General features: G+C 45.3%; 14 protein-coding genes. 5 read left to right on the top strand and 9 right to left on the bottom strand.

The window, feature by feature from the left end; genetic code table 11:
- Positions 1–26 precede the first annotated feature (26 nt).
- The 4 genes from dnaB to QUA23_RS22055 all read right to left on the bottom strand — a co-directional run bounded on the left by dnaB (position 27) and on the right by QUA23_RS22055 (position 6,063).
- Entirely contained in the window at positions 27–1,382 is a 1,356-nt protein-coding gene (gene dnaB, locus QUA23_RS22040) for a replicative DNA helicase (RefSeq protein ID WP_333078145.1), read from the bottom strand.
- A 115-nt stretch (positions 1,383–1,497) separates the two neighbouring features.
- Positions 1,498–3,075 (bottom strand): hypothetical protein, encoded by a 1,578-nt coding sequence (locus QUA23_RS22045; RefSeq protein ID WP_333093921.1) that lies wholly within the window; start codon positions 3,073–3,075, stop codon positions 1,498–1,500.
- 975 nt (positions 3,076–4,050) lie between these two features.
- Complete coding sequence (locus QUA23_RS22050; RefSeq protein ID WP_333078143.1) at positions 4,051–5,394, bottom strand: helix-turn-helix domain-containing protein; 1,344 nt, start codon at positions 5,392–5,394, stop codon at positions 4,051–4,053.
- A 63-nt stretch (positions 5,395–5,457) separates the two neighbouring features.
- The gene (locus QUA23_RS22055) at positions 5,458–6,063 is read right to left on the bottom strand and encodes a Uma2 family endonuclease (RefSeq protein WP_333078142.1); all 606 of its coding nucleotides are present in this window, start codon (positions 6,061–6,063) and stop codon (positions 5,458–5,460) included.
- A gap of 723 nt (positions 6,064–6,786) precedes the next feature.
- Here QUA23_RS22055 and QUA23_RS22060 point away from each other — a divergent pair.
- Positions 6,787–7,179: a hypothetical protein gene (locus QUA23_RS22060; protein ID WP_333078141.1), complete on the top strand. Its 393-nt coding sequence runs from the start codon at positions 6,787–6,789 to the stop codon at positions 7,177–7,179.
- Between the two features lie 118 nt (positions 7,180–7,297).
- Positions 7,298–7,468 (top strand): hypothetical protein, encoded by a 171-nt coding sequence (locus QUA23_RS22065; RefSeq protein WP_333078140.1) that lies wholly within the window; start codon positions 7,298–7,300, stop codon positions 7,466–7,468.
- Between the two features lie 219 nt (positions 7,469–7,687).
- Here the strand turns inward: QUA23_RS22065 and QUA23_RS22070 are convergent, their stop codons facing one another.
- Positions 7,688–8,833, bottom strand: a complete 1,146-nt coding sequence (locus tag QUA23_RS22070; protein WP_333078139.1) for a ParB/RepB/Spo0J family partition protein — start codon at positions 8,831–8,833, stop codon at positions 7,688–7,690.
- 108 nt (positions 8,834–8,941) lie between these two features.
- Positions 8,942–9,772, bottom strand: a complete 831-nt coding sequence (locus QUA23_RS22075; protein ID WP_333078138.1) for a ParA family protein — start codon at positions 9,770–9,772, stop codon at positions 8,942–8,944.
- Between the two features lie 370 nt (positions 9,773–10,142).
- Here QUA23_RS22075 and QUA23_RS22080 point away from each other — a divergent pair, with 370 nt between their 5' ends.
- The 3 genes from QUA23_RS22080 (at position 10,143) to QUA23_RS22090 (ending at position 11,593) form a co-directional block, all read left to right on the top strand.
- Positions 10,143–10,322 (top strand): hypothetical protein, encoded by a 180-nt coding sequence (locus QUA23_RS22080; protein WP_333078137.1) that lies wholly within the window; start codon positions 10,143–10,145, stop codon positions 10,320–10,322.
- 39 nt (positions 10,323–10,361) lie between these two features.
- Entirely contained in the window at positions 10,362–10,700 is a 339-nt protein-coding gene (locus QUA23_RS22085; protein WP_333078136.1) for a hypothetical protein, read from the top strand.
- A 269-nt stretch (positions 10,701–10,969) separates the two neighbouring features.
- Positions 10,970–11,593 (top strand): hypothetical protein, encoded by a 624-nt coding sequence (locus QUA23_RS22090; protein ID WP_333078134.1) that lies wholly within the window; start codon positions 10,970–10,972, stop codon positions 11,591–11,593.
- A 79-nt stretch (positions 11,594–11,672) separates the two neighbouring features.
- Here QUA23_RS22090 and QUA23_RS22095 read toward each other — a convergent pair whose 3' ends face one another.
- The 3 genes from QUA23_RS22095 to QUA23_RS22105 form a co-directional block, all read right to left on the bottom strand.
- A complete protein-coding gene (locus tag QUA23_RS22095; RefSeq protein ID WP_333093922.1) occupies positions 11,673–11,870 on the bottom strand; it encodes a helix-turn-helix domain-containing protein in 198 nt (65 codons plus the stop codon).
- A gap of 92 nt (positions 11,871–11,962) precedes the next feature.
- Complete coding sequence (locus QUA23_RS22100; RefSeq protein WP_333078133.1) at positions 11,963–14,344, bottom strand: ATP-binding protein; 2,382 nt, start codon at positions 14,342–14,344, stop codon at positions 11,963–11,965.
- 882 nt (positions 14,345–15,226) lie between these two features.
- Complete coding sequence (locus tag QUA23_RS22105; RefSeq protein WP_333078132.1) at positions 15,227–15,967, bottom strand: hypothetical protein; 741 nt, start codon at positions 15,965–15,967, stop codon at positions 15,227–15,229.
- Between the last annotated feature and the right edge of the window lie 28 nt (positions 15,968–15,995).

Here is a 15,995-nt window from a genome sequence, read left to right on the forward strand (position 1 = left end):
GCTCAATATTTTCCTGTCCTTTAATATTACGGCAGTTTATAGATATTCCGAAACCGACAGCATTCAGCATCAAACAGCAACTTAACCGTTCCCGTTCCGCTATTCCGTCCTTTCAATCCAATAATTTCAGCGATTCCCCTATCAGGAGAATCAGGATTGTAATAATCGTCCCTGTAAACTCCAAGCACAACATCCGCATCCTGTTCAATTCCACCAGAGCCACGCAAATCTGATAAACTCGGACGTTTATTTGTGCGAGTCTCTACCCCCCGATTGAGCTGGGAAAGCAGCACAACTGGCGTGTCAACCTCGCGAGCCAAAATCTTCATCTGCCGCGTAATTTCGCTGATTTTATTGACAAAATTTTCATCCGCTGAATTCACCATCAATTGCAGGTAATCAACAATTACCAAACCCAACGGGCCGCGCTCGCAAACAAACTCCCTAACTCTCGAACGAATCTCTAGGGGAGATGGTTCCAAACTTTCGTCTATCCAAAAATCAGCATCGCTAACTTTCCCCAAAGCCGAAGCTAGCACTTCGTACTTACCAGCTAGGTTAACTTGCCTGATATCTTTCACCGACACCCCACTCTCAAGTGCCATTAACCGCGCTGCCAAGTCCCGACCCGGCATTTCCATCGAAAACATCAAAACCCGACCGTTCCTGGGGAGGGAAGCAATGTTGTACCCAAGCGCGCAAGCCAAAGCTGTTTTGCCGCTGCCGGGGCGACCTCCTATGACAATCAATTCGCCTCGGTAAAATCCCCCTCCCAAGAGGTCGTCGAGGTCGTAAAACCCCGTGCTGATTCCAGGACAGTAGTTAGCAGTCTCCAAGCGCTGTTCCTCAATTTCATCTAGATATCGCCAAAGTTCGTGGCAGTATTCCGAAAGAGGCCGAATAGCTTTCTGTCGCTCTTCTTTGTACTTATTGAGGACAAAAATCTTTTGCTCGGCTTCATTTAGTATGGCATCCAATTCGGTGGAAGTTTCGTAGCCAAGCTGCACGAGGTCATTACCAATTTTGATGAGTTCGCGCCGGACAAACTTGTCCACGACTAGCAAGGCATATTGGTCGATGTTGACGGCTGAAACAGTTCGGTCTACCAGCATTACCAGTTTGGTTTGACCCCCTACTACTTCCAGCAGGTTGTGGTCGTCGAGAAAAGTGGTGACGTTCATCAAGTCTGTGGGCTGGTCTTTAGAGTGCAACGCTAAAGCGGCCCGATAAATGTGTTGGTGGACTGTAATTGCTAACGCTTCGGGACGCAGAATATTTGCGACTCGGTTAATGGCGATTGGATCGATCAAAATTCCGCCTAAAATTGCTTCCTCTGCATCAATGTTAGTCGGCATAATTTTGTCAACGAAACTGACTCCCATATCTGGTACTCTCCTTTGGAATTGTTGTTACTTGAACTGTGTTGTTAGTGGCCTACAGGATTGAAGCTGTCTACAGGAATTAAATAATCAGTGTTTTCACAGTTAGGCCTCATAGCTAAGTAGTAGACAATTTGTTCAAAATTTGTTTGAGTTGCTGAGGAAATCGATGCATCCACTGCAAGTAAATTTGCTGCTGAATACCTAGCGCTGCAAAAGCTTCTTTGCCTAGTTGCTGGAACTGTTCGCATAACGTTCGATGAGTTTCTAATGGCATATAATGAGGGTCAACATAATCCTCAGTTATTCTTGTTGTCTGTGCAGAAGAAGAATCTTTTGGAGTTGGAGAAGAGCCTGTTGAAGCTGGAGACGAAACAACATTTGTTGGGTGCGAGTTTTGAAAACCGTTAGTTTTTTCCCACCAGCGACCGCGCAAACAATCAACGACCCACCCGGAAGGGTTGGATATTTGCTTTGTTTGGCTTCGGATTTGCAGCAAGTTTATGGCGGCTTGGATTTCGTTTAAGTTGTGCTGGAGCACACAAATTTTTAATTCGGAATTCATGCCTCCTGTGGCTCGCGTAACGGCTTCGACAATTTCAGTTGCATTGGGATTGGCAATTGCAACCGCTTCGATAATTTCAGTGGTCTCGGAATTGGCAATTGAAACAGCTTCGACAATTTCAGTGGTCTCGGAATTGGCAATTGGAACGGCTTTGACAATCTCAGTCGCATCAGGATTAGTAATTGGAACGGCTTTGACAATCTCAGTGGCATCGGGGTTAGCAATTGCAACCGCTTCGACAATTTCAGGAACTTGGGGAGTAACGGGCGAAGATATTTCAGGACTTAACGGAACAGCTTTATTGGTAGGTATTGGTGATTTGGCGGCAGAGATTGTTGGATTGTCGAGGCTGTTGAGTTCTGTCAGCAGTTTTTGCGGGGGTTTAGAGGTCAAACCTATTTGTTCTGAAGTGCAAGGCATTGCCACATCGACTGCCTGACTGTTATCTGAATTAATTCTCAGACATTCAGCGGTTGGGGCGGAACATTTATTTTCACTAGGGGTTTTTAGTTCTTGTTCTAAATTTTTATTTAATTCAGTGCTTTTAGATTTGATCCCAGTTACAAGCTGTGGTTTTTTATCTGGTGATGTTAAATTTTCTTCCTCTTGAAAAAAATTTAAAAAAACAGCAGCAACATTTTCAGTGCTTTGCTGTTCTTTTTTATCCTCTGTAAAGAGTACGGCACCATCAGGGTTTGAACCCCCTGTTTGCTCAATTTTTGGCTGGTTCAGTCGATTTTTTGACTGCTTGCTCAGTTTTTGGAATTTTGAATTGGTGTGAGTGAAGGGGCGAACGTCGCCCAGGTGCTGCACTGCTATGCGGAAAATGCCGCACCCGTAGTTTTTGAGAATTTTGACCAAGCCGAGTTTTTCGAGCTGTCTGAGGGCTGCCCGCCTGGTGTTGGGGCTGTAGGGCTTGCCGTTTCGGACTCTTGTGGTTCGTTTTTCGCCCAAGGGGATGCAATTGATGTCGATTTCCTCTGGTTTGCCACCGATGCAGGTTCTGTACAGGTAAAGGGCGAGTTTGAGGGCGCTGGGGGTAGCGCCTTCTAGTATGTCGGCTAGGGCTTCGTAAACTGCGGCGTGTCGGGCGAATGGCGGTTTGTGCCAGGTAGTTGTATCTGCAACCATTTTTTGTTCCGAGGTAAAAATGAGCGTAAATGTCCCTTCATGCGACTGTGACAGCCGCAAGGTTTGCCAGAGCGGTTGTTGTGAATTTGACCGCGGGCTATTGAGCGCGAATGCAGCGCTCGCTGCACTCAACAGGATTTCGGGTTGGCTTCAACAACCAGGTGTGGTAGTTGCGCCGGAACCCGATTCATAGCGCCGTCGCTTGAACTCTCGGCAAACTTTAGCGAAGCGGTTTTAAGGTCTTGTACTTTTGCGATCGCTTTTTTGTAGCGATGCAGTTGTCCTAAGTCCAGCAGTGTTGAGACTGACCGCCCCGCTAAAAGATGAGAAAGGGTGCGCGACTATTTTTTCAATCCTGCCAGACCAGCCGATACGGGATTTGGTGGCGAATCAGTCTAATAAGACTGATCAGAGTTGTTCTAAAGGCTGAAAACTTTACGTGGTAAGAGTTTCAAAAATGACTTGTCGCGGCATTCTAGAGGTTTTGTCGCGGCATTCTAGAGGTTTTGTCGCGGCATTCTAGAGGTTTTGTTCTAACGGTCAAACTTATATGGGGTATGGATTTGAGAGCGATTTTAAATACCTATTTTTCTTAGAACAAGTTTCAGAACAGTCGGAGCATCCTTTGTTGAAAAAAAAACCAGCCGGGAAAGGTTGGTTTTTAGCGTCGCTTTGGTGAGAGTTATGTCCTGGACACACGGGTGGTCATCACCTTAGTTTGATGGACGAGAATACTTCGTTACAGCCCTTGAACCGGGCAAAAAACTAAGGCGAAAGGTTTTGATGCGTCCAGAACTATCTTAAAGGTCGCAATAGGACGAAGGTTACAGTATTAGGACTAAGACCAAGCATCCTATGGATAGGTGGATGCCTAAGTTAGAGAGTGGCATCCCTAACTCGGCTACAGATAGGGGCAACCACGGGGGGGGTTGCCTCTACTTTCACACCGTATATTGAGGCTGTGCGTAAGTCCTGTCAATCTGGAATGCTTAACAGATGCCAGATTTGGGATTCCAGTTCTGGTGCTGGGATTCGCTCCCCACGTTCCAACATGGATACATAACGCTGCGACACCCCTAGCCAACCAGCCAATTGTGCTTGAGTCCAACCTTTGGCTGTTCTTGCTTCTTTTATCTCATTGCTTGTCAGTTTAGGTTTGGGAGCTTCTTTCAGGCGGGGTTGAACCTGTTTGAGTTCAGCTTTGCTTGCCAGGAGTTGGGGGATAGGTGCTGGCGGATGGATGGTAATTTTGGCTGCCAATAGCGTGTCAAAGTATCCTCGTTTTTTTCGATACTTGCTACCGGGTCTCAGCCATTCTGGGTAGGTCTCTTGGTCAAACTCGATTTGAAACGCTCGCTGGAGTTTTAACAGCACTTCCAGGGTGTGATTCCAGCTATTCATCAGCGTGTAAGCTTTTCTACGGTCAGACCGGGCTATATCGATTACCGTTTGGGATAGGAGCGCTTTTAGAAGGGTTTCCACTTTGTAACTGCCACTGGTGTGAAATCGGCTTTCCATCGTCAGATGAAGTGCTAAGCGCAAAGCCAGTTCATCATGGTAGGCATCGATTTTGAGAATCTCCTGAGCTAAATAGCCAAACTGATACAAGGCTTGTTTGGCGAAGTAACCTGCTTTGTTCAAGAAGGCATGAGTCCAGAGTCCCGGTTGGACTGTGATGTAGACTTCATCAGGCTGCTCTATTTTGCCCTCTAGATTCTGCTGACCTGTTAACTGAATTTGAATATTCCACATTCGCGAGGTGTCAACGCTGGCTCTAATTCCACCTTTTTTGTGTTTGCCTTCAACCCATGTGGCTTTGATTGCTAGGCAACCTAGAGCATACGCTGTTTTAGCTAGTTCATTCAGTTTTTTAGACGCGGGCAAGTCTGTGCGTTTGTCCCAGCCCATTTCCTTGATTAAGTCACTGCCTTCGAGAGTGAATAAGCTTTCCCACGGCTCTTCTTGTCTCATAATATGAGCGGCAAAAATCAGGTGTAACTTGGCAGCGGTCAGCCCAAACTTGTCAATAATTTGCATGGCCTCGTCTAAGGGCAGCAGCGTGATGTCGCCGGGGTTGGCGATGTAGTGCTCGATGATGTTGTTGGGGTTGCCCTTGGCTCGGTGTTGGAAGTAGCCGACACCTGAAGGGTATTGCTGCCACAAGTCTGTTCTCAGTTGTGCGTGGAGACTGGATACCATAGGAGGGGGTGTCGCGACAGGGGCGATCGGTCTATTATGGTAAAGACGAGGTTCTGTAATGGGTTTGTGTGGGGTATCTCTAACTTCAGCCAGACTTTCTGAGCTGGTGCTGTCACTCATAGTTTTAGTCAATAGTTAGAACCTAGTATTTTAATCACTTAATTTTTAATAAATTCGAGAATTTTAAGTCGGCATAATGTCGTCAAGTTGCAATTGTAAATTGGGAAATAGGTAAGAATAAATCGGCTCTCCCAAGCGATATTGTTGCTGCTGGTAAACTCCATCAACCAACTGGCAGACCGTGAAAGTAGGTTGCTTGGGATTGCCGATAAATTGTAAACCCCCCAAGCCTCGAAAGTCCACAATCCAATATTCTGCAATCTTCAAAAAAGCGTATTCTTCCACTTTTCTTGCATAATCATCTTGCCAATTAGTGCTGACAACTTCGGCAACAAGCTTAATTGTACTATCTTTACAAATCACTGGTTCTTTTTGCCAAAGGGGTTCACTACTAAGTTCTGCTTTATCTAAAACAACTACATCAGGACGCAGCGCTGTGGCCTCAGCGTATAGGGGTTTTATTAAACAAGTTTTTGGAACCAACCAATTGAAATTACCACGAAAAATTTCTACGTAAATTCTACCAGCAATACTACCTGCAACCGCTTCGTGAGGACCAGTAGGTTCCATGTCTCTGAGTTCTCCATCAATGAGTTCATATCGTGTATTATCTCCATATTGGGCGATAAACTCCTCAAAGCTAAGTAGTTTGGATGGGGTGTATGTCATAGGTTATTTTTTAATGGAGGTAGCTTAATTAGAAGTTTTGTGGGGTAGGGAGTAGCGATCTGTTAAGTTTATTATACTCGTTTGATTGCATGACCGCCTTCGAGCTTGTCAAACTAATGGAGGCGGATTGTGATTCGCTCAATATTCCATATCTCTTAACGCCTTCCTCACTATTATTCCACTTTTAGTATAAGAGAGCTCGGATGAGTGGTACGAATACTCTTCGTCAAGCTTTAAGATTGATGGCTAACCAACTTGAAAATATCATTGAGTTGCTTTTCGGTTTTTCTAACCGAGATCAACCAGTTAAATCCTTCACGTAGCATCAACAAATAGCCCAATCAGCTTAGTTTATTTTTTCGACAATTAATCCACTCTGCCATCCCTCAAAGAATATGCCTGGAAAAATCCTCAAGCTACACCCCCAATTACAGCAGACAACAATTTTGATCGGCTGTAAGGATTCAGGTATCTGAAACGTAGTCACAGAAGGACTTGTAGAATTTAAGCCTTCGCTAAATCAACAGCTTCATTCTCAATAGGTACGAAAATAAAAGCTTTCATGGTTTCTTAATAAGAATGGATATTTGATGATTATTCAATCAAATGGTTACACCGTATAGGTTTTACTGCTTTTCACATGACCTGAATCCTTACGATCTGCTTTTAGATAAAATCAAAACTAGAACCGCCCTTTATCTCGGCAAGCGTTCTATCTTTAGTTTGCAAGCTTTTTTAGATGGTTACACTTTAGCCTGTCGCCAACTCGGAATTCCTGTTACTGAACAGGAACAAGAATTTGCAGAATTTCAAGACTGGATTGAAAAACAATTTAACCAGCCATCTACCCAGTCTTGGGCGCGAATTATCCTTTTTTATTCAGAAGATGAATCCCAAGCGCTTGATACATTTTTTGAGCCATTTGAAGATTTTTTACACGGAACTTCCCCCGCCTGCTCGCTATCGTTCCGGTTCAAACTAATACGGGGTCAGACTTTCCCGGTTTGGGAAAATCTTTTACATGACTACAAGTTTTGGAAACCCTTAAGTAGCGGGGTTTTTTCTCCATTCCACTATCTCACAAGAGGTAGTAGGCAAAGATTAAGAAAATCTTAAATACATGACAGCAGGCGTCTAACGCTCAAATCGCCCAAACCTATATCCCAAAAGAAATACAGCCTCCCGAACGCCCCCAAAGCGGGGAAGTTCCGTTTACAGCGCGAATCCTCGCTTGATGCCGACACAATCTCTCGCCACCAGCCGCCCCCAAAATGGTAATAAAAAGCAGCTAAATTCTTTGGTAGAAAACTTATCCGAAGAAGCGCTTGCCCAACTTCGTGAAGAAGCCGAATCTTTGCACCAAAAAGAAAAAAGTCCAGTAGAGAACCCATTTGAGATATTTTAGCGATCGCTCTTAGCAGTCGATCGACTGCTAAGAGCTCAAATCGATTCTCTAAGCAAAACATAAACCGAATCGTTTCATCTACCCATATTTACTGACTATTGCCCTTATGTGCGTAGATTTTTACAAGCAGCGCTACACTTTCTCTTTGATACTCCGTTAACCTAAGCCGGGTGGTCGCCCACCCGACTACGCTTCTGAACCGAACGTGATAGTTTCCGATCATCCGTGAGCATTTTGTTTCAATACCGCCTCAATGAACGCTAGCTTTTGGCGCAAAACGTCCTGCAATTCCACCAGTTGGTCAACTTCAGCTTGCTCCAACATTTCTGGCGACAGCTTTTTCAAGTTCCCAGTTGCTAGCTTGACCTGCTTGAATTGGCGGACTGCCCCTGGGGAATTAGCGAGAGTAGAACTGATAATTTCCTGCACCAATTTACGAGTTTGAGCCACCGACAATTTCTCGGCGATAACTTGGGTAGTTGCGTTAACTCTAATGGACTGCGCCTCTTCCTCAGACAATCCCAAATTTTTAGCAGAGAGTTTAGAAAGAGCCGTTGCATGAACCCCTTTAAGTCCTAATTTCCTAATAGCAGTCTTAAGGTCAGCAGCTAAAGACAGCATCGGGAAAATGTTGGCATCAATGGAAGCCGGATTGAGCTGCAAATCCAACAATCTCTCGAACACCGCCAGCTCTTTTTCATCTAAACCTAAAACGGTTAAACCCTGCTGCTGCTTGTCAGGCATCGCCATCACCAACTCAGAAACTGAGTTCATGCGCTTTTGCGCGTTCAACCGTCGCACGGCTGTAGAGAGAGTGCGAGGGATAGTTACAGCTTCCAAACCCGTATTGCTGGACAACTCCCGCACAATAGCCTCCGCCTTGTCGAGAGGATTGAGGTCTTCACGGTGCAGGGAGGTCAACAGCGCTTTGCGGTGCAAAGATGCAGGCTCTGGAATGATGACAGCTTGCAAAGTTTGCCAGCCCATAGTTTTAGCGCTGCGCCAGCGTCGCTCTCCGTCGAATATCACGAGTTCTCCCCGTTGAATCAAGATAATGGGTTGCAGTTGTCCGTCACTAGCGAGGGAGCGGGACATGGACTCGATACTTTCCGGCAAAAATGTCTGTCTGGGTTGTTCAGGATTAGGCTGAATTTGGTCTAGTGAAATGGAGAGGATACCGCTGGCGGATTCTAGTTGTTCTCGCAGGGCAGTCAATTGAGATTCCAATTCCGTTGAACCCGATTTTCGCAGTTCTTCAATTTCTGCTTTGAGTTCCTGAATCTCGGATTCAGCTTCAGAGAGGTGCATTGACTGCTTGGCGGATGAAAAATAATTTCCCAAGTCGGGAGCTTTACGGGTGGCCATAGCGATTTTAGATTTTAAATTGGGGATTGGAAGAAGTCAGTTCATGGCTATAAGCCAAAAACGAAGGATTCGTTTTCGCCGGCGCAAGTTGTGACTGTGAATCAAACACTATTTCTTTTTTTTTCCTTTTTTGGCAATAGCCGGAGCAACTCCATTTCCCATTAAAGTAGCCAGGTGCTTAACAATTTCTTTGAAGTCGCCTAAAGCTGGGTGAAGCGGGCGATAAAGGTGTAATGGCAACCCTTGACCGCTGGCATTGACAAATTCTGCACTGTCCCGAATAGGTGGAAAAACGCGGATATTCATCTGCTCTAGCTGGGCTGGCAAGGACTCTAAAAGTTGTCGGTGGACGGCTCGTTTAGTATCGTATTGGTTGGGTACAAACCCTAAGATTTCTGGTTGCGGCTTGAGGCGTAATTGTTTGCAATGGTGGTAGTACCACTCCAGCAGGTGAGCTGCTCCTTGAATTGATTTTGGTTCGAGCTGTACGGGCACTATTATATGAGTGCAAGCAGTTAGTGCCATCAAGGGCAAGGGGCCGAGGGTAGCGGGGCAGTCGAAGATAATTAGGTCGTGTTCCAAAGGATAGTCGCTCAGGCAATCGCCTAAAAGATAAGCGCCACGCTTGTGCAGAACTAACTCGTCTGCTGTTTGCGTCAGCGTCATTCCGCCTTGACAAACGGTTACATTATTGGTGTGGGGACTCCAGCTAGGAGTAAGAGGCCAAGAGCCATTGAAGCTTTCTCGCATTATGGCGGATAGTGTGTGTTCTGGCTCTGGCGGATTTAGACCGCAAAAAAGGGTCAGGGAGCCTTGGGGGTCGAGATCCATAATGGCTACTTTCAAACCCCTTAACCCCAGTTCGTAGGCGAGGTGAACTGAAAGTGTGGTTTTGCCAGTGCCGCCAGCATTGCTGATGACTGCTAGTCGAATTTGCATGGTTTTGAATTAAGTAGATGATTTAAGTATGATATATCGAGAGTCGGCATCAGATATCGATATATGAGAGGATCACGGTAAACCACTGTTGGGTCCCACGTTGAAACAGCAAGTTAATATTTAGTCGGTCGAGCAGAATCTCGTCAAGTTTAGTACGAGACAAAACAGTTTAAAAGGATGTTTGTTCGCTCGCTCGATTGAAACCGAACTTCATATATCAATATCTGAGCTACGTTATAACCGCCGAGTTAACTTTGAAAACCATCTTGGGATGATTATCGTACAATCTACCGAAATGCAATCAAACTTCATATATCAATATCTGAGCTAAGCGAGCGCGATCCAACTTTCTGGGAAGAGATGCTAGCAGATGCCAGAACCGTTTCGCAGTGGGCAAGCAGCAATTGGTTTGAAAGCTTTACACGCTGTTCCTATTTTTGTCGAAGGTCAATTTTGGGGGATGGTGGCTTTTGACGACTGCCGGAAAGCAAAGCATCAAGGTTTGGCTGAACTGGCGATGCGTGAAAACGGCGACTGTTTGTATTGGTAGTGTTATTGAACGCGATCGTACCCAAGCAGCAATCCGGGAGTGTCTAAAAAGAACGAGTCGCCGAACAAGAAGCGCAAAACCGTTTATTGGAGAATCGCGATCGCCGAACAAGAAGCTACGGCAAAAGCTGTCAACGCCTCACTAACTTTGGAAAACTTCGATGAAGCGGTCAATACCACTTTGCAAATTCTTGGGGAAGGAGCGGGTTGCGATCTGATTAATATTCTAGAAAACTTCTTCGATATCATCCAACAGCTAAAGCTGGATTTTTCAAGTCTGCATCTTTACGACTCTCTGTGCGCTACGGAAGCTGCTTCGATCCGCAGCAGCTTCCGTAGGGGATTTAGTTTGGGTGGAATGTGGCAGCGGGCAGAGTAGATTGGCGCTCAGTTGGAGATTCCGAGCGAACTGGGAGGGGGAACAAAGGTTATTATTGTTGTATCTGTTAGGATTATCCCAATTTAGTAAAAACAGGAGTGCGAGCCGGAGTTCTCTTTCGCGAGATAGAAAGGCAAGCGAGCAGGATGCTTGCACTCCTAAAAAACGCTCTTAGGTTAAAGCACTGACTGAGAAAATTCAGGTAAATGTCAATGTGTTTATCTAAATCTAAGTATAAAGTTAGAACGACGGAGTGAAAGGGTGCAACTATGTCTTATAGCGAATTTTCCCTAGATGATATTAAAAATAAACTCGGGTTGACAATTCGAGAAGTCTCTGAAGTTATTACGGCTGTAGAACCGATAGAACCCAGTCAGCTTTTAAAGGAAACTTTAGCAGAAAATATTCCCTTAGCCTTGGGAATCGACACGGAAAAAGCGCGCTCTGAGATGATTGTCGCTCCGGTATTGATTGAACTCCGCAGGCGCTGCGATCGTCAAATCAGCCTCTTTTCCGGTACGGAATTCAATATCGATCGAGTCAAAGGACTCAACGGTGTCTGTGACTTTATGATTAGCCATTCACCAGAACAATTATCTTTAAACGCCCCTGTGTTTACACTTGTCGAAGCCAAGAATGACAATATCAAATCGGGAATTGGCCAGTGCATTGCTGAAATGTTGGCAGCCCAGATGTTTAATGTTCAAAAAAACAACAGTATTTCTTGTGTTTATGGTGGCGTTACAACCGGCAGTATTTGGAAGTTTATGAAACTCGAAAAAAGTACGGTTTATATTGAAACAACAGAGCATTTTATTGAAAATATTCAACTCATTCTAGGTATTTTAATGCAAATTGTTCAGTTGACTCGCCCCACCCTTCCGTGTCTATAAACTCCAGAAATTTTACAGTCTATTCTCAATGAGTGAGCTCGGATTCGTGATTGACTCTAACGTGCTGGTCAGTGCAGCACTATTCAAACGTTCGATCGATCAGTTCTGAAACTAACCCACATCTATCAATTTGACAGTCGGTTCTACCCAACCAGTCAAGCCTTTGACCAAGTGCGTAGTTAAAATGTCGGCGCAGCATCTCTAACCAAGTTTCCATAATGGCGATTTGCTCAGTGGATGGCTTAATTCTGTAGATGTGGGTTAGTGACAGTAGTATCTTAGCTTAGTAGCGCGCTACTCTGATACGCGCGATCATGGACTAACGAACTTCATATATCGATATCTGAGGTACGGGTTCTAAACAGGGAGTTAACTTTGAGAACTGTCTTGTGATTTGGCGATCGTACAATCGGTCGAAATGCACTTCTGAGTCAAATCGCTGATAATATCTAAGCTCATATTATCAACTAATTTAGTCAGAGCCACAGCAAGAGGCTTCTGCGACAGATCCATTCGCTCAATCAACAGCCTAACCGCTTGCTCGTCTCCACAAGCGGCTGCTTTATAAAGCTTCTCAATCGACTCCCTCGGCAACACAGATAGCGACTCAGGAGTCAGTTGCATAACAGGCTCATCCTGTTCGGACTTTCTCGGCGACTCCTCTTCATAGATATAGCGAACACCCAAATGAAGCGCCATCTTCTCAAAAATTACTGCCTCTCGGAACGGTTTGGCAACAAAGTCATCGAAGCCGTTCGACATGGCGAGTTCCTGGGTTTTAACAAAAGCATTAGCGCTCAAAGCAATAATCTTAGTGTTAGAACCGTTAGGCCGTGCTCGAATTTTTTGAGCAGCTTGAAAGCCGTCTAGAACAGGCATCCTCAAATCCATCCAAATTAAATGCGGCTTGTACTTTCGCCACAATTTAACAGCCAGGGTTCCGTTATCCGCGAACCACACAAGAAAGCCAGCCGACTTCAATATCTGAGTTAGCAGCAACCGATTTGCCGACTCATCGTCCGCTACCAGAATGCGATATATTTGTTGGTTGGATGCCAACCCCTTCACTCGTTTTTGTGGCAGTCTGTCATAAATTTCGCTCTGTGTTGCATGACTGACTTTAATGTAAAAACTAAAAACCGTTCCTTTCCCCACAGAACTTTTGACCTTAATCTCGCCACCCATCAGCTTCACGAAAGAGCTACTGATTGGCAATCCCAAGCCCGTTCCCGTTTGCGATTTCCTACCAGTTTCAGTTTGCACGAACGGCTTGAACAAACGGCTAATCTCTTCAGGGGCAATACCAGGGCCTGTATCCTTCACTGAGAACTGGAGAAAGAATTTGGATAGCGGTTTTTTGGTCATAGACTGAAGGCATTTTACAGTCAGCTTCACCCTACCCGTCTCAGTAAATTTAACAGCATTGCCCAACAGATTAATCAAAACTTGGCGCAGCTTGCTTTCATCAGTTCGGACGTATTGCGGTACATCTTTCCGGAGTTCAAAAACAAGCTGCACTCCTTTAGACTGAGTTTTGAGTTGGAACATCCGTTCTATGTCCGAGAGCAAACTGTAAAGGTCAAAAGCATTTGATTCGAGGGTAATTTGACCAGCTTCAATCTTAGACAGCGACAAAATATCGTTGATTAGTTTCAACAAATGCTCACCACTGCGATTGATAATATCTAAACTCGACTGCTGTTCCGGTGCAGTTTTTTTAGAGTTCACAAGGAGATGGGCAAAGCCGATAATCGCATTCAGAGGCGTTCTCAATTCGTGGCTCATATTGGCCAGAAAGGTACTTTTAGCGCGATTGGCACTTTCGGCTGCAATTTTAGCTTGTTTTAGTTCCTTTGTTTTCTGTGCAACTTGCCGTTTTAAATCGCCAGAATATTCTTCTAACCGCTTGCGAGATGCTTTTAACTGGGAATTCATGCGCTCGAAAGCACAGGCTAGGGCTTCGAGTTCGGCAATACCGCTACCTAAAAATGTTGAGTCGAAGTCGCCACCAGCTATCGCCTCTGTTGCCGAAATTAACCGCTGCAGCCGCTGTTCTATTCTTAGGGAAATGGACAGCAAAAGGCAGATAGAAAGAACCAAAGCCAGCAGCACGAGCAAAATAGTGTTGCGGGTGTTGGCCTGAACTTTGCTCGTGAAGTCGGTGGAGGGTACAACTGCCACAATCAGCCAATTTAAGCCTTTCGAGTTTTTAAAAGGTCTGACTTGCAGCAAGTATAGTGAGTTGCTGGCAGTAAAGTTAAGATTTTGGCTGCTGTTAATAGCAGCGAGGCTGCCATAATGTTTAAGCAGATACTCTATTGAAAGCTGGATTACTTTTTGTTGCAGAGCTTGGGCGCTTTCTCGCTGCCGTCCGTCAACAGAAATAGACGGTTTTGGTTCAGGTACCTCGTTCCAAGCCACTAAACGTCCCGAACGGTCTAAGATAAAGGCTTGACAGTTAGGGCTAATGAGGAAATCGTGCAAGTTGAATTTTGAGGTTGGGGTAGAAAAAGCAGAATTTGTTTTTTGTTGACGAAATATTGTTTTTGGAGAGTCTGACCCATTTCTTTTCCCATTTGGTTTGATTGTGACTCCGGCTGTTTGACTTGGGGAAAGTTGGTTTACCGAACCAGTTGGAATTTGATTGTAAGTCCCTTCTCCTTTCCCAACCCCTTCTTTTAAGTAGTTATCAAGGCGTTCCCAGATGCGGCTCGTTGCTTCTCCCAATAGGTGTGCAACTAAGTCATTCATTGTCTGCCGCCCTGTTTGAAAAGAAAGCCATCCCGTCAGACATAGTAACGTTGAAATTAGGAGAGCGTTGGGGACTGTAAGCACAACGCGCAGCGGGAGGGCAGACTTTTTTTGAAGAGAGCTTTTTGGGCTGAACATTGATTGAACAAGGGAGTGGAGAATGAGGAAAAAAACGTTCTTCCGAGAAAGTATTACTGCTGAATTGTTCCACAAACAAATATTTGAAAGGTCAATTCACAGCTCATAACTCAGCTTCGCGTTGAGCAAGAAGTAGAAGAATTCTGCTATTCCTCCTTACCATCCCCGCTCGGTCTCGTTATGCTGTTTGACTAATTGCTATTATTAGCGCAGCTTCAAACCAATCTGAATCAGCCAAAAGCCATAAGTTCTCAGAGCGAGCCGTTAGCGACACAGGCTCCCGCCTGACTCAGCGCGGGCAGTATTAAGGAGATGATTTGCACTCAACTTTTCGATAATCGGATGGGTAAGGGGTAATAGGGAGTTATGAGATTGCTGAGAGCCTCGCCCCAAGCGCGCACTCTTCGGTTATGAGTTATGAGTTAACTACCTTTTTCCCAATTACCTTTTCCCCAACAATTTTTATTAGGCGGAATTTGGAGTTAAGAGACACTTAGTCAAATTCTTCCCCATTCCCTATTCCCCATTCCCGTTACCTATTCCCGCAGCTCCGGCTCGAATCAAAAAGCAGAGCGACTTTTAAGAAGCCGAGTAGTTCGGGCTGTTGGCGGTTGTCGCTGTTGCAATCTTGTTCCAGGGTAGTTCAATTATTGGTGTTGCTGATTTACGGTATGAATCAACTTTTCGCTTGATGTTACAAAACTCACCCTCCCGGGTCTTATAGCAATTGGGAAATCTGAATTCCTACCTGTATTCAGCAACGCCCAATTCTTCTCGTGCAATGAGGCTCAGCTCGACAATCACAGACAAGTTTACTCCGGCTCGTGCAGCAGCATCAGTCGCCGATAGATTGTGGTTTCTTACTAGAGCTAAAAATTGCCGCACGCTGTAGACTACCGGGTCGTTGGCTGCTGTATAGCCTTTTTGAATGGCAATTAGCAATCCTTTTTCAACATCTGATGCGGAGGGGGTGCGATTTCTATCAACGTTTTCTGTCGGCGACATTCTTGGGGTGAGGGGGGCGATGCGAATTCCTAAGTGTTCTGGTTCTTTGTTGGTAGGAACGATGTTGAAGTTGTAAAGTCGCTGTTTCCCTTTTGAATCTACAGTTTTGATTGAAAGGTTAGTGATGGTAGTTGTGGTAGCTCCCGGAAAATTGAGCGCTTGAATGGGACGCAAGAAAACAGTTTTGGCTTGGCCGCTTGCCAACTGTGCGTCGGTGCTGAAAACTACTTTTGAGGGGTCGGCAATTAAAACGTAGGCGACAGCTTCATCGGTTGAGCTGAAGTCGATCGCACTCGCGCGACCGGGATAGACTAAAATATCGATCGCACTATTGACAGCAATGTCTCGACCCACAGTTTGATAGCCTGTGACTGGGGATTGAGCAAAAGCACAGTCGGGGTAGCTTGCAGCGGCGAACACTGCTGTGAATAAAAGCCCTCCGAGGGAAAGCATTCTGGGAGATTGGATGCGATTCGTCATGGTAGTTATCGGTTGATGTTGAGAAAAT

The organism is Microcoleus sp. Pol1C5, from assembly GCF_036701115.1.
Classification (GTDB): domain Bacteria; phylum Cyanobacteriota; class Cyanobacteriia; order Cyanobacteriales; family Microcoleaceae; genus Microcoleus.